We start from the raw sequence: 20,881 nt of genomic DNA, 5'->3' as shown, positions 1-20,881 counted from the left end.
AAGGGGGTACGTTGTATACGCCCTATTATTTTTCGTTATATGAAAACAACCCTCTAGCTTTGAATATTTACATGTCCATCTTTTTCCCCCTATCCATAAATATGGTTAAAAATGCTGCCACAAACATGATGATGGCCAGCATCCGTAATAAGTCATTAAAACTGGATGTAAGCGCCTGGTAGTGGATATCGCGATAAATTACTCTGAGCGCGATTTGTTGGGCATTGCTGCCCACTTCTTGATATTGCGCCGTAAGCTGGTCTAATCTTTCAATAAAAATCCAGTTCTGTGGATTCATGTACTGATTTAACTGCGTAACATGTATTGCCGTTAGCCAATCTAAAGATGAGTTAATGAGTGCTAAACCTACCGCGCCACCAATGTTACGCATCAGGTTGTAAATACCACTCGCGTCTGCAACCTTAGTGAGTGGTAATGTGCTCATGGCTAAATGCGAAACCACAATCAGACAGATCATGAGACCAATACCTCGATAGATCTGCGGCCAGAACATGAAGTCATAATCACTGTGGATACTGAGATGTGAATTGAGCCAAACACCAAACCCAGCTAGGACCATGCCAACAAAGACGGTTTTTCGGGTATCAAAATTCGGAATGAGCCACGCGAGGAATGGTGCAAAGCAGAACATTACAATGCCCGTGACCATCATGATATGACCGATCTGGCTACTGTTCATTTCTCGGACCTGACCAAGAAATACGGGAATCATATAGCCCAAACCATATAAAGCCATTCCAATCACAAAAGTAATGATGCAACTCAGTGTAAAGTTTTTGTTCTTAAATACACTCAGATCCAATAAAGGTTTGGGCTGAGTAAAACTGCGTGAAAAGAAAATCATGCCGCCAATCAGGCAAATGATAAATGCGACACGAACTCCTGTATCTGCAAGCCAGTCATGCCGTGCACCTTCGTCCAGAAAATATTCCAGTCCACCTAAAAACATCGCCATACCAATCAGGCTGAACCAATCCATACTCTTGATGAGTGAATAGTTCGCACGATCAATGTTTGGACCTGAAAAGATCACGGTTGCAATGATAATGCCCGGAATAATGTTGATCAGGAACATCCAGTGCCATGAAAAATTGTTGGTCAGCCACCCACCAATGGTTGGGCCAATTGCAGGACCCAGAGTACTGATCATGCCAAACATGACTAAAGGTAAAGCACGTTTTGCCTCGGGAAACAATAAATACAACGCCGTCATCGAAGTTGGAATCATGCCGCCTCCCATGAATCCTTGAAATGCCCGGAATACCAGCAGACTTTCCAGATTCCACGCCAAGGCACAGAGCAAAGAACTGATTGTGAATCCAATTGCACAAATGGTGTAATAGATGCGTGTCGAGAGTACCCGCGATACGATACTTGACATCGGAATGGCAATAATTTCAGCAATCAAATAAACCGTTTGTACCCATGTCACTTCATAACGACTGGCACTCATACCGGCTTGAACTTCATTCAAAGAACTGGCCACAATTTGAATATCAAGAATCGCCATGAAATTACCAAAAATCATGGCCGCAAAAATGAGCCATGCTGTTTTTGGCGCAAACTTCCACTCATTTTCGCTAGGTTTATTCATTTTCTTATACCTAAAACGTGGTGATTAAGTTCTTAGATCAACAGTTGCACTGACTGACATTCCAGGTTTTATAAGTTCAATGTGTGGACTGGCATCAATTGCAATACGTACAGGGATACGTTGTACGACTTTATTAAAGTTTCCAGTCGCATTGTCTGGTGGCATAAGAGAAAAAGTTGCTCCTGATGCAGGAGAAAAACTTTCAATTTTGCCTGTATAAGTCAAACTTGGATAAGCATCTATTTTTAATTTAACTTCTTGACCAATATGCATTTTTTCAATCTGAGTTTCTTTAAAGTTTGCTTGTACATACAAACTGTTCTCAGGAATAATGGCCATTAAACGCGTTTGTGGAGAAACACGAGAGCCTTTTTGGATTGAAAGACTTCCCACTTTTCCCGTTACAGGACTGACTACTTTCGAAGATGAAAGATCAATTTGATAAAGATCGAGTGTCGCATTGGCATTTTGAATATCTGCAAGTAGCTGTGCGCGGCTGGCCTGTAAGCTGCCTAACTGTGCTTCTGCTGCATTAACCGTAGCTTGCGCCTTACTGAGCTGTGCTTGAGCAGTTAAATATTGGGATTGTACACCTTCAAAATTTTGTCGAGTAATCACTCCGTCCTTTAATAAATCTTGATAACGAGTAAAATCTTTTTTCAAACGAGATAGATCTGCTTGGGCTGCAACAACACCACTATTCGCTTCACTAATTGATGACTTTGCGGACTTTTCATTTTGTTGCTGCACATCAAGCGCAGCTTGTTTTAGTGTCACGACAGATTTTGCCTGATCATAACGCGCTTGGTAATCACGATGATCCAATAGGGCTAAGGGTTCCCCTTTTTTCACAAATTGATTGTCATTAATCATTAACTCCATCACTTCGCCAGAGATCTTTGGCATCACCCAAGTGACATCTGCTTGCACATAGGCATTATCGGTAGATTGATAGAAGCGATAGACTAAAAAATAATACGCAATGCCTAAAATCAGAAATAAAATGAGCACACTAAACACAGCCCAGGTTATTTTTTTTCGACTTTGGAAATTAGTATCAGTTTCAAGCTGAGCTACGTTATCCATATTTATTCCGCTATTTGTGATATACAGTTTTTATTTTGAGTTACATTAAAACATTCATATTTTCACGTAACTTTTCACTTATTTATGCATAAATTAATAATTGCAATGTAATAATCGGCGCAAATTATCATGCTTAATGAAAGAATATGTCATTGACCTTTTGTTCATATCATTTTTCTATTTCTGCCAATTGTCCAAATGGTATAAAGCTTTTATTACACATTTGTGAAATTCTAACATAAACATGAATGATTCGTGTTTTCATTTGTAAAAAAATAAATTTAAGCTATTGTTTAATTTAACTATATTATTAAATTTATCTTAATTTTAGTTTTTACCATTCAGTCGAATATCTTAGTTAATTTAAGAAATTTGTAAACAAAAAAATGAAGTGATGACAAAAAAAGTAAACGTTATGAAAATGTAATTTCTGTGAAAAGTTGATTTTTCCCCTATTTATTTATGCATTTTAATTCAATCAAATTGTGCGCTATCACACAAATTGTTTTTGAAAAAGCGACTAACGTATTTAAGCTAAAGAAATCATTAGAATGAATAACCTAAATGTGTTAATTCATTACTTTGCATAGTAAAAATTTAAAGTATTGCTAAATACTGCTGTTTATAGGTCTTGCTCAGATGTGAACTATATCAACTTAGATACCGGTAAGTTGTAATCTGATCAGACAAAACAACCAGAAAATTGGAAAAATAATATTGATCTAAAAGAAGGACTGCTTATGGATTCTGGACTAATCACACTTTTTCTACCGATCGCCTTGACGATTGTCATGGCCGGGCTGGGTTTGGGCTCACACTCAAAGACTTTGCACGAGTAGGCAAACATCCCAAAGCGGTGATCATTGCTTTGTTTTGTCAGCTTATTTTATTGGTCGGCATTGCATTTTTAATTTGTAAAATATTGGCTTTACCGCCGCTTCTGACAGTCGGTTTGATGTTACTTGCCGCTTCATCTGGTGGATCAACGGCAAATCTATTCAGCTATTTATATAAAGGTGATATCGCACTGAATATTACCTTAACTGCAATTAACGCCCTTATTGCTGCCGTTTTTTTGCCCATTATTGTCAATTTTTCCATTCTTCACTTTATGCATGAAGGTCAACAAGTGGGACTACAATTTGCAAAAGTATTGCAGGTCTTTGCAATTATCCTTGTTCCCGTCTGTATCGGGATGCTAATCCGCCATTATGCGCCCCACGCAGCCGAGAAACTGAATCGTCCTGTTCGTATTTTTGCCGTAGTTTTCCTTTTGATTATTATTCTTGGTGCAATTATCAAAGAACGAAATAATCTAATCGAATACATTGGTCAAATTGGATTTGCCACGGCATTATTCTGTGCAATCAGTCTATGCATTGGTTATTTCGTACCGCGATTGTTTGGGATCAGTTCATATCAAGCTCGTGCCTGTGCGTTTGAGATCGGGATTCATAACAGTACCCTTGCCATGATCATTGCACTGACGATTATGGCAAGTACGAACATAGCGATGCCAGCTGTTGTCTACTCAATTTTTATGTATATCTTCGCTACGATCTTTGGCATGTTGATTACACGATTTGGCACTCAGGAAACGATAAAAGTTTAAATTTATCAATAACAAAAAATATCATAGCGTATAATGTTATACGCTATGATTTAATATTTAACTTATTATGATTTTAACCTCTATTTAAATTAAAATAAATCAAATATTTCTAATAACGCATCAACAACCATTTTGTCTTCTATTTTTTTTAAGCTTTCAACATTAAAAATATACTGCCTCATACCTCTTAGTTTTTTCAATCTTCTTTCAATAATTTTTTTAACATCTTCTGGCATATCTTTTACAACAAATTCTGATTTCTCAATATACACACTTAAGTTATTAATAAAATGATGTTTTTTATTTTTTGGTGGAATGCATTTAGAGATATCACAGTCAAAAACTCTACGCAATCTAGTTTACAATCACTAAAATCCAAAAAAAATTTTGAATTATTTTTTCCTAAAAATTTAATTTCTCTCAAAGTTCCAGAGAATTTGCACTCAATCCAATTCCAGGAATGCAAACTAATATCCCTGAAATTACAATTTTTTATTTCACATTTGGTCCATTTTGCACTATCTAAATTTAAGCCCCTCATATCACATTTTTCAAAAAAACATTTTTCAAATTGTGTTCTAAGCAAACCCACACTTCTAAAATCACAATATTCAAAGATACAACCATCGAAAATAACATTCGAAAAAAAACGGCAATTGCTTAAATTACAATTTCTAAAAATGCAGTTTTTGAAGCTACACGCTAAAAATACTGCTCTGTTGAAATCACAGTTAGATGCAGAAAAATCAAAAAAAAGAGCATCCTTATATTCTTGTATTTCTGGGAAATTAATATTTTTAAAAATTTCAGTTGAAGTAAGCTTCATCAATATTACCAACACTTTTTTTAATTTAGCTTTTTTTATAACATCAAAATAATGAATTTAATTGGATTTTTATAATTTGGCATATATTAACAATTAATATCTCCCAAACTGTCTTTCTTCAAGTTTAGTTTCCAACTGATCTCTAAGTGCTATGGCTGACCATGTTTTTGGTGTGATTTCAGCTTGTTTAATTAACTCAATCAGCTTTTGATTGATTGGTGCTTTTAAATTTAGTTGCGTTGCTAAACGAACAACTTCTCCATTAATCCAGTCAATTTCCGTTGCTCGCCCCGCCATAAGATCATCTGCCATTGATGATCGTGCCAACGGATCAATCGCCAGCATTTTCTTGCTCAGCAGATTGAAAATCGTATTTGGCAGTTTTAATACAAATGGAACGAACTGTGCAGGTAAAGCGGTCAATTGTGCAGGCTTAATTTTTGCGATTTTAAGTAGCTCTAAAGCTTCAATCTGCGCCATTGCCAAGCATTGACGATAATCTCTGATTGAAAGCTGCTGCTTTAAAGGAAGCTGCGACAAGGCATTCACTGCATTATTTAAATTCAGCAATAATTTTGCCCATTGAATCGCCTGCATATCTTGTTCAAGTTTCAGTTCAAGTTTGGCATTTTTGAATGCAGCCACAAGCTCAGTTAAAGCAGCATGTTGTTTCACATACAAAGCACCATCCGTACCTTGATGGAAGACCCCATTTCCTAAAGCAGCCACATTAAAAGGCACCATGCCTGCAAGAATGGTTTGCTCTGGTAAAATTTGTTTTAAAAGATCGACATTGCTTAAACCATTCTGAAAACTAATCACGATGGTCTTTTTCTTCAAAACCCCTTTTAGCGCCTGTGCAACTTGTTCTGTAGCTGCTGATTTTACACAGACCAGAATCAAATCTGCCTGAGCCGCAATATTGGGATCATTACTCAGTTGAAGTTTAGTGATCGGGATAGTTTGCTTATTTGCTAAATAATCTGAAACAATAAGACCATATTGTTGCAACTGTTGCTGTATTTTAGGTCGTACAATGAAATCGACATCTGCTCCTGCAGCAGCCAGTCGCCCACCAAGATAACATCCAATACTACCTGCACCATAAATACATATCTTCATGCAATGCCCCAACTGACTTCAATGCCTTTACTATTTCAATATAATCAAAAAATAGCTTGAAGTTGTCACATAGCTGACAACTCTATTTTTATCAGACTATTTTTTAATAGAAGTCGTCACTGATTTATTTCCAATACAGATTCTTCTTTAGGTATTCGTATTCCACGCCATTCTTCAAGTACGTATCCCATGCCATAGACATTATGAATGAGCTTGGGAATGAAATTGCGATCAATTTTATTTCTTAACCGACTGATTGCAACCTCAATCACTTTACTATCACGATCATGATAGCTATCCCATAGTTGTGAAGCAATCAAAGCCCGAGGCAGAATTTCCCCACGTCGACTCATAAACAGTTCAATGAGTGCATATTCTTGAGCCGTAAGATTGATACGTTTTCCTGCACGACGTACACAACGTTTCCATAAATCGAGTTCAAGATCGGCAACACAAATCTGGTTGGTGTTATCATTTCGCTGTTCTCTACCCAATAAGTTTTTGATCCGATTAAGCAGTTCAACAAAGGTAAATGTTAGGCCAAAATCTTTAATACGCTCCTCAATTTGATCACGCGCAATTAAAAACAAGAGCGGCATCGTTTTTCCACTCCTCCCGACATCTTGCAAAATATTCCAACCATTCAAGCCTACGAACATTACATCCAGTATCACAAGATCATATTCACTAAACAATAATGCAAGGTGCTTTCCTATTATTTCATCTGTAACCCAGTCAATCATATAACCTGCATCTGATAATTTTTGGTTCAGATAGCTGCCAATTTTTTGCTCATCTTCGACTAGTAATATTTTCATCTTAAACCTGTTAAAGCCTTGCTTAAGAGGATAATAACGTTGTAAAACTTTAAATAGTTTCAAATGACAGAAATGTAATTTTGGTGTCAGCCAAATGTTCATTTTTGGAATAGTGCAATAGATAGATATCGAAATCTGGTTTAACAACATCATTTATCTCGATACTTTATAGGTAAAAGCCCAACAACAAGGTTGGGCTCTTATCTATTGCAACATCTACAATTATTGAAGATCAGGATCTGCCAATAACGTTGTAGCTGCAAGTTTTCCAAGGTTATTTGACGCCAGCGGGCTATCGCCTGTTAATAATTTACGATCTTGATGAACTTGTCCTGTGATTCCTTTATTCAGTATTTCGACCCCAAGCTTTTCAAGGTTTTCACCAACCAACCAAGGTAATTGACCTGGCATATAACCAATATCAATATTGGCACCTTTATCGAGTGAATCAGGGAATACACAAACTTGATAATCTTTAAAAATATAATCTTTTGGATTTTCATCAACTGCTGCTGCAAGTAATGAGGCTGGGCCATGACATAAGGTAATCACGTATTTATCATTTGCAACTGCCCATTTTAACAGTGCTTTGACCTCTTTACTTTGTGGAATCTTCGCCAGTACACCATGCCCACCTGGAATAAAGATACCTGCATAAGGTGAATCTGCACTTAAGGCTTGTTCCAAAATATCTGCCAACTTCAGTGGTGCTTTGAGTTGTTTTTCATATTTTTTATAGGTATCTAAGACCACTTGCTCTTCATGCGGCATTGCCCACATTTCTAACTTAACCGGATTGCCAGACAGTGTTGCAACATCAAAAGCAAAACCAGCATTGTCCAGATGAAACATCGGCAATAACATTTCGACAGGGTGATTGCCTGTAGAAAAGAATTTTTCGTTTTGCATCAAGATATAACGTTCATCTGTTGCAATCATTAAAATCTTTTTATCGCCTTTATATGGGTTTAGATACGTTGTACCGTCATAATCTGTCTTAGCCGATGTATATTGGCTTAACGAATATGGCGATGGGAAAAAAGCATTGTCTTCTGCATGGTCTGGACTAGGATTGCGATCATCAGGATTTGTAGTCATTTTCAAAGTTCCTCATCATGTCGTTATGTTTAGATACATACTGCTTTAATGGCCTGTTGCACTCAAGTTCTGAGTATGAACAGGCATGGATTGAATATAATTAGGCAAATTCAGATTTAATTTCGAGTACCACTTTGCCCGTATGCTGACTGCTCTCTAGGCATTGATGCGCCTGAGCAACGTCATCAAATGCAAAAGTTTTATAGATCATTGGCTTGCATTGATCTGCTTCTATCAGAGGCCAGACAAACTGCTCAAGTTCTTGGGTAATTTGGGCTTTTTCAGCATTGGTTCTGGCACGCATGGTCGAACCTGTCACTACTGCACGTTTTAGCATTAGTTCCTGTATATCAAAACCATCAACTTTTCGACCACCCATAAAACCGATAATGACCAATCGACCATCACGTTTTAACAATCGCAGGTTTTGATTGAAATAGGCGGCACCAATAATATCGAGAATCACATCAACGCCCTGACCATCCGTTTGGGCCAAAACTTCTTGTTCAAAATCCTGCGTTTTGTAGTTAATTACCTGTGACACCGAAGCTAATTTTTCTACTTTGTCATCACTCCCAACCGTAGAAAAGTTTTTAATACCCATCGCATGACACAAGCTGATTGCTGTGGAACCAATACCACTGGCTCCACCATGAATCAGTACGGTTTCATTCTTCTTTAATTGTCCAATCTGAAACAGATTGGCCCAAACTGTAAAATAAGTTTCAGGGATAGCAGCAGCCTCAACAAAACTCAAATTCTTGGGGATTGTTAAAGTTTGATTGGCAGGCACCGCACAGTATTCCGCATAACCACCACCATTGGTCAGTGCACAGACTTTATCTCCAACTTTAAATTGTGTGACATGTTCACCTACTTCACTAACCACGCCTGAAACTTCTAGTCCGGGAATTGGCGTTACCCCTTTAGGCATCGGATAGAGACCTTGACGTTGTAAAATATCAGGTCGGTTAATTCCTGTTGCGTAGACTTCAATAAGCACTTCATCTGCTTTAATCTCTGGTCGAGGTCCTTGAGCCACTTGCAAAACTTCAGGACCGCCAGCTTGTGTAATTTCGATATATTTCATTTGTTCTACGCTATTTTGATTCATTTAATCATGACTCCGTTTCAGTATTAAATTCAGCGTGTTTGGGTGGAAAACCAAACTGCTTTTTAAATTCTCGGCTAAATTGAGAAGAGCTCTGATATCCAACAGCATAAGCCGCTTGAGCCACACTTTGGTCTGGGTTTTGCAACAATTGTTTTGCCTTATGCAACCGAACCACTTTCAAATATTGTAAAGGCGAATGCTGCGTCACCTGTTTAAAGGCTTTATGGAAGGCAGAGGTACTCATATTGGCTTGTTCTGCAAGCATCTCAACCGTTAACTTTTCGGTAAAATGATGTTGAATATATTCACAAATTTTATAAATCGGTCTGAGATTTCCCTGAGCGACCAGCCCTTTTAATGCATCGGCACCTGAATGTTGAATAACGCGATAGAGCAACTCCCGTTTAATTTGATCTCCCAAGATCAATACATCCTGTTCAGAAGTCAGGGTATTTAACAAACGGATGAGGACATTAGATATCGTTTGATCATACTGGATCACACTCATTCCTGTGGTGAGTGGCTTAAACTGGTAATTTTCAAAATAGGTTTTAGCCAATAGCTCATTCACCATATCCGCTTCCAATTTCATGCTGATCGCAATCATCGGTGTTTCTGGACTGGCTACGGTGTCACAATCAAATGGCATAGAAACCGAAACAATTAAACATTCGCTTTGCTTGAATGAATAAGTTTCTGTACCAATATAGCCACGCTTTTGACCTTGCAAAACAAACACTAAGGTTGGTTCTTGTAATACTGCAATCGGTGGTGTGTTGTGGTCAACACGCATCAAGGTTATGCCATCAATAGATGTGGCAAAAAAACCTTCTTTATGTACCAGTTTTAGAAATAAATTGATCAGTGTTTGGTCATTCATCATGTGTCATCTGATGATTGGAAATGTGATTTTTATTATTAAATAGCAAACAGATAAAAACTGTTAGTTTTATGCAGAATTAGGCATGGAAAAGAGAGTTTTGTGAAGCCTAGCTTTTATGTACTATTACATGGCTAAATCATCCAAAATTAATGCGCATGACTTGACCAAAAATCATTTTTTATTGTCGGAATGAGATAATAGAAAAAAGAATATTAGTGTTACAAATAGCCCTAATCCTGAGCTTATTAGAATAATTTCTAGATTTAAAAGTTCCCTTAATAAGCCATGTGCACCCCATGAGCCATCATCAAATCCACTATCATCAAAACGACGTCCAGTAAAACAAGAACATAAAAATCAATACTTGAGATCAAGAATATACTTAAGGAAATTTTCCATAATTTAAATCTTGAAAGCAATGCCGCTAAAGCCATACCTAATACTGTAACAGCAGTATGCTATCAAAGCATATTTTCAGTTATCCATGAAAATCCAAACATTTATATTTAAATACCCCCTAAAAAATAAAATACAATTTCAAAATCATCTTAAAACCTCAACCTAGCAACATATAAATTCAGAATAAAACCATGTTCAACTTATATTTTTAACAATCATCAACTTGAAAAACTCTACTATTTTCAATATAAAAACAACCATCTGCTGAAACAGGACCTCCTTTTACATTATAATAGTACTTTTTATTCTCTTTTAAATTTTCAGCAACATGTACAGTAGTAAACCCTTTAGGAACAACACCATACTCAATCAAGTTTATTTTTTGTATTTTCTTGTCAATCTTAACCCCATAATATTTAAACTCCCAAATCACCTTAACCAAATCTTCATTACTTTTTCTTGGTTCATAAAAATATAAACCTGAAAGAACAATAGATTTTTTCATACTATTTTCATCCACCATTTCAACGAACACACCATTATTTATGTCTCCATAAATTTTGGTATTAAAAGAATCGTCGCATGCCGTTAAAAGGATACTAATAGTTACAAAAATAAAAAAACGAATAATACTCACATTAAACTCCTAACAAAAAGAGAGCTGGCGTATACCAGCTCCTTATAAATCATCAATAAGACCAATTATTCCATTTTATTATATTCGTTAATTTTCCTCTATAAATATCTTCTGCAATCTGACCTTGTTGCTCTATATTATATCCATTAAATGGTTTGTTTGGAATAAAAATATAATCATATACGGGAATATTATTAACCATATAATTCCACTGTAAAGATTTACCTTCGCCTATTACACTTATACCATTTTGAAATTGCATAACATGAGTCATCTCATGAATAAAAGTTGCTCTTTCTCCTAGTTTTTGAGTTGAAAAATCTTCACGATATTTATCTTTGGGGTAATAAATATTTCCATCAGGCGCCATAGCTCTAGATTGTAGAGGATTATTTAGCCATGGACGATTAAAGACTCTAGGTTGAGAATAATCAATTTTATTCCCAAAAACAGGTTGAGACATTTTAATTTCACCATCACTTAATCCTCTACTATTACCAATTAAATTTATATTCTTTAATTGAAGATCCCACATTCTAGTATTTAATAGGGGATTCTCCAATTGTGATAAATCAAATCGCATCATTTGATCAAAATTCATAGGTTCAAGCTTCAAACCTTTGGAATCATTATTCATTATAGGATTACTTCCTGCATAGGCATACGGATTACTGCCACCTGCCAATCCAATTGGGTCAGGCTCCATATAGCGGCCTAATTCAGGGTTATAGAACTGGTTTGTACCTACATCATAGTACTGACCAGGGAAACGAAGATTAAAAGTAATAGAAGCTGTTGGATTCCCTAAACTAAAGGCTCTTGCGCAATGACAAAGCTTCAACCGCTTTGTTTATCATTGCTCATCCCATTCCCAGACTACTGCATGGCTAGCAATGTCGTCTTTTATTTATTATCAGACAAAAGAATGGATAAGAAGAAGATTAAAGTTATAAATGCACCTACTCCCAAGCTAATTATTATTATTTCTAGGTTCAGAAATTCCATCAATACACCATGTGCTCCCCATGGACCATCATCAACACCTCTATTATCCGAACGGCGTCCTAGTACTACAAGAATACAAAATCCTATACTTGAAACTAAAAAAATACTTAGCGAAACTTTCCACAATCTAAAACCTGTTAGTATAGAAACCAAACTCATCCCAACCACAGTTACAATCGATGCTATAAAAGCATAATCCCAATTATCCATAAAAATAATTTTTAAAGAGTAAACCTAATCCAATACCAAAAAAATATGAGGTATAGCAATAAAACCATAATTCATCTGGTATATATTGGGATAGCAATAATATATACAAGAAGAAAAATATAACAATAATTACTGACAAAATAAATGAGACAACTTTCTCAACTCCCCTATTAATACCAATCTTCATCATTGTTTTAGATAAAAAAAATAAATTTTTATTAAAAACTAAAACATAATACCTCCCAAATAAAAAACCTAAAATTAGACTGAAAGAAACAATTAGCGACACACTATTAATCATGTAAAAAATCTCTAATAACAGAGAAAGCATCCTACTTTAACGGTAAGACACCTTGATAACAATAGCTATAAGGGTTACTACCGCCAGCCAATCCAATTGGGTCAGGCTCCATATAACGACTAAGCTCAGGGTTTTAATAGCGATTGTGGTTATAGAACGGGTTGTACCTACATCATAGTACTGACCAGAGAAACGTAAATTAAAAGTAATAGAGCCTGTCGGACTACCTAAACCAAATGCTCTTTCGTAATGACAAAGCTTCAAAAACTTTGTTTATCATTGATTATCAAATACCCAGACAGCTTCACTTCCTATGCAACTAATGGTTTATCCCTTAACAAAATATACACAATTAAAGAAGTTTCATAAGCACCATATACATTCACTATGTATTTAAGAAAAAACCAATTACTCATTCATGAGTAATTGGTTTTTAGGTGCTGTGGATCAAGAGTCAAGACACATCAAAAAACATCATTCCGTATTGCCCAAACAGATAAGCTAAGTAAAAATGCAACTAGCCCCCCAGCACCGCATACTACAAGTAACATATCAAGTGCCAACTCATTTGGTGCTAATTTTCCACCAGAGAAAAACTGTACCTGCTCCCAATCCGAAGGAAAAGATTTCGCCAATATAACAAGTACAAGTAAAGCAGTTCCTAAAAAGCTTAATGGTGCAAGATACCTTATTTTCCACCCTACTCTTACGATTAAAGCACCAATTAATAATAAGCAGATAAAATAAAATAAATTTTCCAAAATGGACATAGTTTTCTTACCACCTATTATAGTAACCAACCATATTGTTCATCTGAGCTTGACGTATCATTTCAGTAGAATCAGTTGCTTGGATTTTAATGGACGAGAAAGTAAATGCCTTTACTTGATTCTGAGGTAAATAGAAATTTCGGGGTTGGTTAAACTGTTGATTAAGCATTTGCTGATTCATCTGTTGATTTAATCTCCGAGCCTCTTGTTGACTATTATAACTATCAAATACTAGACCTGTTGATTGTTTACCAAGCATCAAATTCGCTGTAATCACTGCACCACCTGTAGTTGTATATTCTCGCATTTTATTTGTCACAGTATTTGCCCCAGCAGCAATAACTTTTTGTCCGAGAGTTGCACTTTCTGGTAATACAGCTTTAGCAAGATGTATATCTGCTGCTAAAAATGCTGCTTTACCTATACCACCAAATACTGCACCTGCCACCATTTGCTGACCTAAGTCAACACCAGAAAATGAATTAGAAAAATTACTAAGTCCCTCTCTAAAGCTCAGGCCTTTTTCCCTTGCATCAAGGAATGCTTTAATACCAATTTTTCCAATATAAATACCTCCTCCAATGCCAGCTCCAACTCCCATAGCAACAAGACTGGGCTTTCTCCTGCTATGTCTACATACATAATCGGATTATTTAAAGTATACGCTACGGATTCAAACCACCTTCCAATCCAATTGGATCGGGCTCCATATAGCGGCCTAGCTCAGGGTTGTAATAACGATTGTGGTTATAAAATTGACCAGTACCTACGTCGTAATACTGCCCTGGGAAGCGCAAGTTAAATGTTACTGTTCCCATTGGTTCACCCAGACCAAAGGCTGTTGAGTCCCATGCCCATACTATCGAATGGCTAACACTATCTACTAAACGCCTTGGGGTATTCTGCACATCACTAATAATGTAATAGATCTTGGTTGCTGTACCATTGCCATAAATCGCTGCAATAGGTTTATCGCCTAGCCAAACATATTCAACCTGTACACCATTCTTGTCATATTCACCAATTAAATGACTTGTTCATCATAGATAAACTGGGTCATCACCGTAATAGCACCTGTACTATTTTTATTGATGACTGTATTTATTGATCCATCATTATTAAAACTTTGCGTAATGAACTTACATAAAAGCCAGCTGCCTTTCTGAACATCAAACTAATAAAACTGACTCGAATCCAGCATCTGTAAGGTAATTTTTTTCACTTCATCACGACTTTGCATAATATGCGCTTCAATTGCATTAATCGCTTGTTCAGTGTGTCGATCAAAAATAAAACCTAAGATTTTTTGATGTTCTTGATAAGTCGCCTCGACTCGATAATCTTTGGAGAAGTCCAAACGGCGGATAATACGAATGCGTTCACTCAAATCACGATGAATCCTCGCCATTTCATTATTGCCTGAAGCACGAACCAAGGCACAATGAAAGTCTTCATCTTGCTGAGACAACTGTTTGATATCTTTTAAATACTCAGACGGTTGCACCAACCATAATTCTTTTAAAACCGACAACTCAACCGAGTTGTGATGATCGATTTGACAGAGTTTTCGAATTGAATCTTTTTCCAGAACGATACGGACATCATAGAGTTCTTCGTAGTAACGAAAGTTAAGCGGTCGAATCTGCCAACCGCTCCGAAAGCTCACATCAACATAACCTTCTTGTTGCAAGCGATACAAGGCTTGTCGGATGGGAGTACGACTCACCTCATAGGCTTTGGCAACTTCAGACTCAGTAAAACGTTCACCCGGCATCAATTTGAAATCAAAGATGTCATTCTTGATGCGTTGGTAAACCAGCTCAGACAAATTGTCTGAGCTTTTTGCTGTGTTTTTTATGTTGATGCTGGCTTCTTTCATTCAAGCTTATTCCATATATACCAATGGCTCACCACTATGTACGGTTTGACCTGCTCGGCAAATAATGGCTTTGACGATACCATCTTCCTCTGCATAAACTGGTAACTCCATTTTCATGGCTTCAATAATCGCAACAGTTTCCCCTTTCTTGATCTCTTGACCATGTTCCACAAAGATCTTCCAGATATTTCCTGTCATTGAGGCATTTAATGAAGAAAGATGACTGTAATCGACGTGATTGGCTTGCTCAACATGTTGTTCCGGTTGTGCAGCAAATTCCTCTTTCCAACGACTGACTTCACTACTAAACGCCTGTTGTTGCTTCTGTTTAAATGCGGCGATGCTTTCCGCTTCATTGTCCAAAAACTGTACATAGTCAGCATAGTCAAACTCGGTTTCTTCAATCTGAATTTGAGCACGGCCATTTTCAAAATCTGCACGCCATTGATTCAATTCAGCTTCAGTCACAGGGAAGTATTTAATCTGGTCAAAGAATTGCAAGAACCATTGCTTATCACCAAATTGCTTGTTCTTTTTAAACTTGTTCCAGATCGGTAGCGTCCGTCCAATCAACTGATAACCACCGGGTGAATCCATGCCATAAATACACATGTACATCCCACCAATACCAACAGTACCTTCTGCAGTAAAGGTACGTGCAGGGTTGTATTTAGAGCTGAGTAAACGATGACGTGGATCAATTGGTACCGCACATGGTGCCGTCAGATAAACATCGCCCAAACCAAGGACTAAATAGTTGGCATCAAAAATAATGTCTTTCACTTCATCACGATGTGCTAGGCCATTAATCCGTTGGATAAAATCAACATTGTTCGGTAACCACGGCGCTTTGGCACAGACACTTTCCTGATAACGCTCTACTGCGCCTAAAGTGGCACTATCCTCAAAAGTCATTGGTAAATGCACAATACGTGATGGAATTTTCAGTTGGCTTAAATCACCCATTTGCTCTTCAAGTTTCAGCAATTGCTGAATCAGCTCAGTTTGAGGAATCACCAGACCATCATATTTAATTTGTAATGAGCGGACCCCTGGTGACAGTTCCAAAACGCCTGCCAGATTGGCATTACGAATCATCTGAATCAGTTGGTGCACACGCAAACGTAGTGCTAAATCTAAGACGTTTTCACCATATTCTAATAAAATATAACTATCACCCGCTTGGCGATACACGGTTTTTGGCGAGAGCTCTGTTGGTTCACGTTGGGCTAAAATGGTGGTAAAAATATCTTGAGCAGGCTCAATGGTTTCAACAACTTTGGCAGCATCTGCAAAGTTTTGGATATTATCAATTTGTTCCCGTTCTAACGCATTGGCTTGTTCTGCCGTGATTGGATAAAAACGGATTTTATCATCGGCTTTCAGTTGGCCTACTTTCCACAGCTCAGCTTTCGCAATCGTGACTGGACAAACGAAACCGCCGAGACTTGGGCCATCTTTTGCCAAAATCACGGGGAAATCACCGGTAAAGTTGATCGCACCAATTGCATATTCACAATCATGCACATTGGATGGATGTAGACCTGCTTCACCACCATTTTCTCGCGCCCAACTTGGTGTTGGACCTGAAAGTCTGACCCCTAAACGGTTTGAATTAAAATGCACCGTCCACTCAGAGGCAAAGAACTCTTCCACATATTCAGGTTTAAAGAAATCAGGTGCACCGTGCGGCCCATACAACACGGCGATTTCCCATTCATTGCTATATTCAGGGATGAGATCTTTGGATAGCGCTTGTGGTGTATCTGTTGCCAGCGGTAATTCGGCACTGGCCAGTTCTGCATCAACCATTTTAATCATGTCACCAACACGTAAAGTACGTCCTGCATGACCACCGAAATTGCCCAATGCAAAGGTTGAACGGCTACCCAAATATAAGGGAACATCCAGTCCATCACGCACGGCCAAATAAGTCCGGCAGCCTGATGTCACTTGTCCAACTTTTAAGGTTTGACCGGCTTTGACTTTTATCGGCTGCCAAAACGCAATGCGTTGCTCATCTAACACTGCTGTACAGCTTGCACCAGTCAGTGCAATCGTTGTATCGGCATGGAACTTTAAAGTTGGCCCGACCAAGGTAAATTCAAAGCCCGCTGCTTTTGCATCATTACCGACAATACGATTGGCCAGCTGGAAGGCATAATCATCCATTGGCCCTGAAGGTGGTACACCGATATCCCAATAACCAGTACGTCCTGGATAATCTTGAATTGAACTCAATGTTCCTGCTTGTACCACCTCAATCACTTTTGGTGAATAGTTGAAATCATCGAGCATCCGTGTCCAGATTTGCATAGACTCAAAACGTTGGTCTGAAACAATGGCTAGAGCATAATCCAAGTTGGTGCTGATACCATTTAAACGGGTTTCAGCCAAAACTACTTTTAATTTTTCAATTGCAGCAGCCCGATCTTCGGCATGTACAATAATCTTGGCAATCATAGGATCAAAATATTGTGATATTTCGGTCCCTGTTTTGACCCAAGTATCGACGCGAATACCTTCTGGAAAAGAAACTTCGGTCAGAATCCCCGGACTTGGTTGGAAGTTTTTAACGGGGTCTTCAGCATAGATACGGACTTCAATCGCAGCACCTTGCGGTTGGATATTGCTGAGATAGTCCCAATCCAAGGCATCACCTGCCGCGACTTTGAGCATACACTCGATTAAGTCGAGACCTGTCACCATTTCCGTCACAGGATGCTCTACCTGTAAACGTGTATTCACTTCAAGGAAATAAAACTCATCGCGTTGCGCATCATAAATAAACTCAACCGTTCCTGCACTGCGATAATTGACAGAGCGCCCCAGTTCCACTGCGGCCTGATGTAACTTTTTACGGGTTGCTTCAGGTAAGTTCGCTGCAGGTGTTTCTTCAACCACTTTTTGGTTACGGCGTTGCAATGAACAATCCCGCTCACCCAATGCCACCACTTGACCTTGACCATCACCAAAAATCTGTACTTCGACATGGCGTGCTTTATCAATAAAGCATTCAATAAACACACCAGCATCTTTAAAGAACTGCTCACCTAGGCGTTTCACACTTTCATAAGCATCCGTGAGTGCTTGTGGAGTATCACAACGGGTGAGACCAATACCACCGCCTCCAGCAGTGCTTTTTAGCATGATTGGATAACCAATACGCTCAGCCGCACTCAATGCTTCTTCTAAACTATCCAGTAAGCCTGTACCGGGTGTCATTGGAACATGAGCTGCTGCGGCAAGTTCACGTGCACGGTGTTTTAAACCAAATTCCAGAATCTGCTCTGCGGTTGGCCCCATAAAGGCAATATTGTTTTCTTCACAGGCACGAGAGAAATCTGCACTCTCAGACAGGAAACCATAGCCCGGAAAAATCGCTTCAGCCCCAGTTTGTTTAGCAGCTTGAATGAGTTTTTCGATACTCAAATACGTATCAGCAGGCTTTAATCCATCCAGTGCAATTGCAACATCTGCATCCTGCACATGTTGAGCATAACGGTCACTCTCCGAATAGACCGCGACACTGGTGATACCTAATTTTTTTAGTGTTCGAATTGCACGGACAGCAATTTCACCACGGTTTGCAATAAGTACAGTCTTAAACATGATGATTCCCCTCAAAAATTAGTTGGCTGCATTGGCTGATTGACTGTTGCGATGCTGGATATAAGCTCTCCAACCGCCAAAATGGCTGATATTCTCTGCATCACCTAAGCCATACGGCTCACAAATAAAGCCTTTGACCCAGCGACCATCTTCCAGTTCAACATTACCCATGCCCAACGGCGTTGGGATTTCTGCCACAAACTCGCCAAAGCGCGCTGTAGGTACATCCCACAATTCGACAATGATGTTTTGCCCCTCTTGCTGACGCGCCAAGCCTGGTTTTGGGGGAACAGTGCCATTTAAGGCATATAGGGCATAATCCTGAGAGGTTTTAGTGGTTTCGACATGTACTGCACCACGTGTGGTGAGCTGAAAATTCAATGGCATGCCTGTCAAATGTGCACCGACAACCGCGACTCGGATATGATGAGGTGATACCAAAGTTGGTGCACTGATCGATGATGTTTTATCTAAAGCACCGAGTTTCAGGGCCAAGTAGTTTTGCCAAGCTTTACCAAAATGTACCAAGGCTGCATCATGCCAAGCAGGTGCAATCAAAGTGATACCAAATGGTAAATTGTCTGCTCTAAAGCCAGCGGGTAATGCCAATGCGCTTAAATCGGCGAGATTGGTGAAATTGGTATACGTGCCGAAATGTGCGTTATATTCAATCGGATGCTGCTGTATTTGTTCAATGGTATAAATCGTTGGCGAAGTTGGCACAATCAACGCATCAAATTCAGCCAAACTGTCCTGAATCTTTCGAGCCAAATCCAATCTTAAATATTCAGCATTGTAGGCATCGACTGCAGAATATTTTTCACCCTGCCGTACAATTTCCAGTACCGTCGGATCAAAATCATCAGCATTGCTTGTGAGTAAATCTTTGACCGCAGCAGTACGTTCAGCGACCCAAGAGCCTTGATAAAGCTGTGCCGCCAATTGTTGAAAAGCTGAAAAATCAATTGGAGTAATTTCAGCATTTAAACTTTCCAGTAATTGGATGGTCTGTAAAAAAGCTTTTTCTGCCTGCTCATCACCAAAGAAGTTCAATTGATCTGGAATTGCAAACTTCAACTGACTTGAAAAGCGTGCCGGTACATTCTTAGGATGCTGACGTGAATAACTATCTAAGGGATCATAGACTTCGGCTTGGGCGGCAACTAATTCAGCATCTGCAACAGTTAAGGCAAAGATTGAAATACAATCGATACTTTTTACTGCGGGTAATAGGCCGCGATTGGAAAAACGACCTTTGGTCGGCTTTAAACCCACAATATTATTGAAGGCTGCAGGAACTCGACCCGATCCTGCGGTATCAGTCCCGAGAGAAAATGGGACCAAACCACGTGCCACTACACTGGCCGAACCTGAACTTGAACCACCGCTGACATATTCAGATTTAAAACTATTCGGTACTACTCCAAAAGGAGAACGTGTTCCAACCAACCCTGTTGCAAATTGATCAAGGTTAGTTTTACCAATGACTATCGCACCCGCTTGTTTGAGTAGACGCACTGTTTCAGCATCTTGGGTGGCAACTGTAGTGAGTGCCTTACAAGCTGCTGTGGTGACAAAACCAGCCACATCAATATTGTCTTTAACGGCAAATGGTATACCGTAAAGCGGAAATTGTTTTTGCAGGTTATCCGTATCTTGGGTTCGTTGCGTTAAGGATTGGATTTGTTGTTGCAACAAATCGCTGCTTGCAACAGAAATCCAAGCAACATCATTAGGATCAATCGCTGCAACCAGTTCTTTTAAAATATCCAGCTGGATCTCTTGTTTTGAATACGCCGTTTGCCATTCAGAAATTGTCCAGCCTAAAGTTTTTAGTTCGCTCACTTTATGAATCCTATCTTGTATACAAGTTTGAATAGATAGAAGCAGAAAG

The 20,881-nt window shown here is 38.5% G+C and carries 17 protein-coding genes and 3 pseudogenes; 1 reads left to right on the top strand and 19 read right to left on the bottom strand.

The annotated features are described in order from the left end of the window. Positions 1 to 67 precede the first annotated feature (67 nt). Together Aba26S_RS05825 and Aba26S_RS05820 are read right to left on the bottom strand one after the other, a co-directional pair. A complete protein-coding gene (locus tag Aba26S_RS05825; RefSeq protein WP_043970673.1) occupies positions 68 to 1,615 on the bottom strand; it encodes a DHA2 family efflux MFS transporter permease subunit in 1,548 nt (515 codons plus the stop codon). Positions 1,616 to 1,639: 24 nt separating this feature from the next. After that, on the bottom strand, positions 1,640 to 2,701 hold the full coding sequence (locus Aba26S_RS05820; protein ID WP_005241676.1) for an HlyD family secretion protein: 1,062 nt from the start codon (positions 2,699 to 2,701) through the stop codon (positions 1,640 to 1,642). 740 nt (positions 2,702 to 3,441) lie between these two features. On the opposite strand from Aba26S_RS05820, the pseudogene Aba26S_RS05815 reads away from it, so the two are divergent. Further along, positions 3,442 to 4,313 (top strand): annotated as a pseudogene (locus Aba26S_RS05815) (bile acid:sodium symporter family protein). An 89-nt stretch (positions 4,314 to 4,402) separates the two neighbouring features. Here Aba26S_RS05815 and Aba26S_RS21365 read toward each other — a convergent pair. From Aba26S_RS21365 to atzF, 17 genes and pseudogenes are all read right to left on the bottom strand, one after another. Beyond that, positions 4,403 to 4,549: a hypothetical protein gene (locus Aba26S_RS21365; protein WP_227541458.1), complete on the bottom strand. Its 147-nt coding sequence runs from the start codon at positions 4,547 to 4,549 to the stop codon at positions 4,403 to 4,405. A 38-nt stretch (positions 4,550 to 4,587) separates the two neighbouring features. Next, entirely contained in the window at positions 4,588 to 5,139 is a 552-nt protein-coding gene (locus Aba26S_RS05810) for a pentapeptide repeat-containing protein (protein WP_245106439.1), read from the bottom strand. Positions 5,140 to 5,232: 93 nt separating this feature from the next. Further along, entirely contained in the window at positions 5,233 to 6,261 is a 1,029-nt protein-coding gene (locus tag Aba26S_RS05805) for a 2-dehydropantoate 2-reductase (protein ID WP_043970670.1), read from the bottom strand. Between the two features lie 116 nt (positions 6,262 to 6,377). Then, positions 6,378 to 7,079 (bottom strand): winged helix-turn-helix domain-containing protein, encoded by a 702-nt coding sequence (locus Aba26S_RS05800; protein ID WP_043970771.1) that lies wholly within the window; start codon positions 7,077 to 7,079, stop codon positions 6,378 to 6,380. Positions 7,080 to 7,301: 222 nt separating this feature from the next. Then, a complete protein-coding gene (hchA, locus tag Aba26S_RS05795; RefSeq protein ID WP_043970667.1) occupies positions 7,302 to 8,177 on the bottom strand; it encodes a glyoxalase III HchA in 876 nt (291 codons plus the stop codon). 100 nt (positions 8,178 to 8,277) lie between these two features. Then, positions 8,278 to 9,291, bottom strand: a complete 1,014-nt coding sequence (locus Aba26S_RS05790; RefSeq protein ID WP_043970658.1) for an NAD(P)H-quinone oxidoreductase — start codon at positions 9,289 to 9,291, stop codon at positions 8,278 to 8,280. A gap of 4 nt (positions 9,292 to 9,295) precedes the next feature. Beyond that, complete coding sequence (locus tag Aba26S_RS05785; protein ID WP_043970656.1) at positions 9,296 to 10,174, bottom strand: AraC family transcriptional regulator; 879 nt, start codon at positions 10,172 to 10,174, stop codon at positions 9,296 to 9,298. Between the two features lie 607 nt (positions 10,175 to 10,781). Then, on the bottom strand, positions 10,782 to 11,210 hold the full coding sequence (locus tag Aba26S_RS05780; RefSeq protein WP_043970653.1) for a hypothetical protein: 429 nt from the start codon (positions 11,208 to 11,210) through the stop codon (positions 10,782 to 10,784). Between the two features lie 616 nt (positions 11,211 to 11,826). Beyond that, positions 11,827 to 12,027 (bottom strand): annotated as a pseudogene (locus Aba26S_RS21610) (RHS repeat-associated core domain-containing protein); the annotation flags it as partial. Between the two features lie 86 nt (positions 12,028 to 12,113). Beyond that, complete coding sequence (locus Aba26S_RS05765; RefSeq protein ID WP_043970651.1) at positions 12,114 to 12,425, bottom strand: hypothetical protein; 312 nt, start codon at positions 12,423 to 12,425, stop codon at positions 12,114 to 12,116. Positions 12,426 to 12,787: 362 nt separating this feature from the next. After that, a pseudogene (locus tag Aba26S_RS21605) lies at positions 12,788 to 12,966 on the bottom strand (RHS repeat-associated core domain-containing protein); the annotation flags it as partial. A 224-nt stretch (positions 12,967 to 13,190) separates the two neighbouring features. Beyond that, positions 13,191 to 13,496, bottom strand: coding sequence for a hypothetical protein (locus Aba26S_RS05760; RefSeq protein WP_043970650.1), 306 nt, complete (start codon positions 13,494 to 13,496; stop codon positions 13,191 to 13,193). Between the two features lie 7 nt (positions 13,497 to 13,503). Then, positions 13,504 to 14,097, bottom strand: coding sequence for a hypothetical protein (locus Aba26S_RS05755; RefSeq protein ID WP_151750581.1), 594 nt, complete (start codon positions 14,095 to 14,097; stop codon positions 13,504 to 13,506). Positions 14,098 to 14,161: 64 nt separating this feature from the next. Further along, positions 14,162 to 14,404 carry an RHS repeat-associated core domain-containing protein gene (locus tag Aba26S_RS21600; RefSeq protein ID WP_370538955.1) on the bottom strand — a complete coding sequence of 81 codons (243 nt, stop codon included), beginning with the start codon at positions 14,402 to 14,404 and terminating at the stop codon, positions 14,162 to 14,164. Positions 14,405 to 14,670: 266 nt separating this feature from the next. Then, entirely contained in the window at positions 14,671 to 15,375 is a 705-nt protein-coding gene (locus Aba26S_RS05750; protein WP_043970638.1) for a GntR family transcriptional regulator, read from the bottom strand. A gap of 6 nt (positions 15,376 to 15,381) precedes the next feature. Next, entirely contained in the window at positions 15,382 to 18,987 is a 3,606-nt protein-coding gene (gene uca / locus Aba26S_RS05745) for an urea carboxylase (RefSeq protein WP_043970634.1), read from the bottom strand. Positions 18,988 to 19,005: 18 nt separating this feature from the next. Further along, entirely contained in the window at positions 19,006 to 20,832 is a 1,827-nt protein-coding gene (gene atzF, locus Aba26S_RS05740) for an allophanate hydrolase (RefSeq protein WP_043970631.1), read from the bottom strand. Positions 20,833 to 20,881 lie beyond the last annotated feature (49 nt).

It is taken from the genome of Acinetobacter sp. NBRC 110496, assembly GCF_000876115.1.
Taxonomy (GTDB): domain Bacteria; phylum Pseudomonadota; class Gammaproteobacteria; order Pseudomonadales; family Moraxellaceae; genus Acinetobacter.
This window is presented reverse-complemented; position numbering and strand designations above follow the sequence as displayed.

Excerpts from the sequence above, each read along its gene's own strand:
- Aba26S_RS05825 (WP_043970673.1), bottom strand. The coding sequence starts at position 1,615 with ATGAATAAACCTAGCGAAAATGAGTGGAAGTTTGCGCCAAAAACAGCA.
- Aba26S_RS05820 (WP_005241676.1), bottom strand. The coding sequence starts at position 2,701 with ATGGATAACGTAGCTCAGCTTGAAACTGATACTAATTTCCAAAGTCGA.
- Aba26S_RS21365 (WP_227541458.1), bottom strand. The coding sequence starts at position 4,549 with ATGCCAGAAGATGTTAAAAAAATTATTGAAAGAAGATTGAAAAAACTA.
- Aba26S_RS05810 (WP_245106439.1), bottom strand. The coding sequence starts at position 5,139 with ATGAAGCTTACTTCAACTGAAATTTTTAAAAATATTAATTTCCCAGAA.
- Aba26S_RS05805 (WP_043970670.1), bottom strand. The coding sequence starts at position 6,261 with ATGAAGATATGTATTTATGGTGCAGGTAGTATTGGATGTTATCTTGGT.
- Aba26S_RS05800 (WP_043970771.1), bottom strand. The coding sequence starts at position 7,079 with ATGAAAATATTACTAGTCGAAGATGAGCAAAAAATTGGCAGCTATCTG.
- hchA (WP_043970667.1), bottom strand. The coding sequence starts at position 8,177 with ATGACTACAAATCCTGATGATCGCAATCCTAGTCCAGACCATGCAGAA.
- Aba26S_RS05790 (WP_043970658.1), bottom strand. The coding sequence starts at position 9,291 with ATGAATCAAAATAGCGTAGAACAAATGAAATATATCGAAATTACACAA.
- Aba26S_RS05785 (WP_043970656.1), bottom strand. The coding sequence starts at position 10,174 with ATGATGAATGACCAAACACTGATCAATTTATTTCTAAAACTGGTACAT.
- Aba26S_RS05765 (WP_043970651.1), bottom strand. The coding sequence starts at position 12,425 with ATGGATAATTGGGATTATGCTTTTATAGCATCGATTGTAACTGTGGTT.
- Aba26S_RS05760 (WP_043970650.1), bottom strand. The coding sequence starts at position 13,496 with ATGTCCATTTTGGAAAATTTATTTTATTTTATCTGCTTATTATTAATT.
- Aba26S_RS05755 (WP_151750581.1), bottom strand. The coding sequence starts at position 14,097 with ATGGGAGTTGGAGCTGGCATTGGAGGAGGTATTTATATTGGAAAAATT.
- Aba26S_RS05750 (WP_043970638.1), bottom strand. The coding sequence starts at position 15,375 with ATGAAAGAAGCCAGCATCAACATAAAAAACACAGCAAAAAGCTCAGAC.
- uca (WP_043970634.1), bottom strand. The coding sequence starts at position 18,987 with ATGTTTAAGACTGTACTTATTGCAAACCGTGGTGAAATTGCTGTCCGT.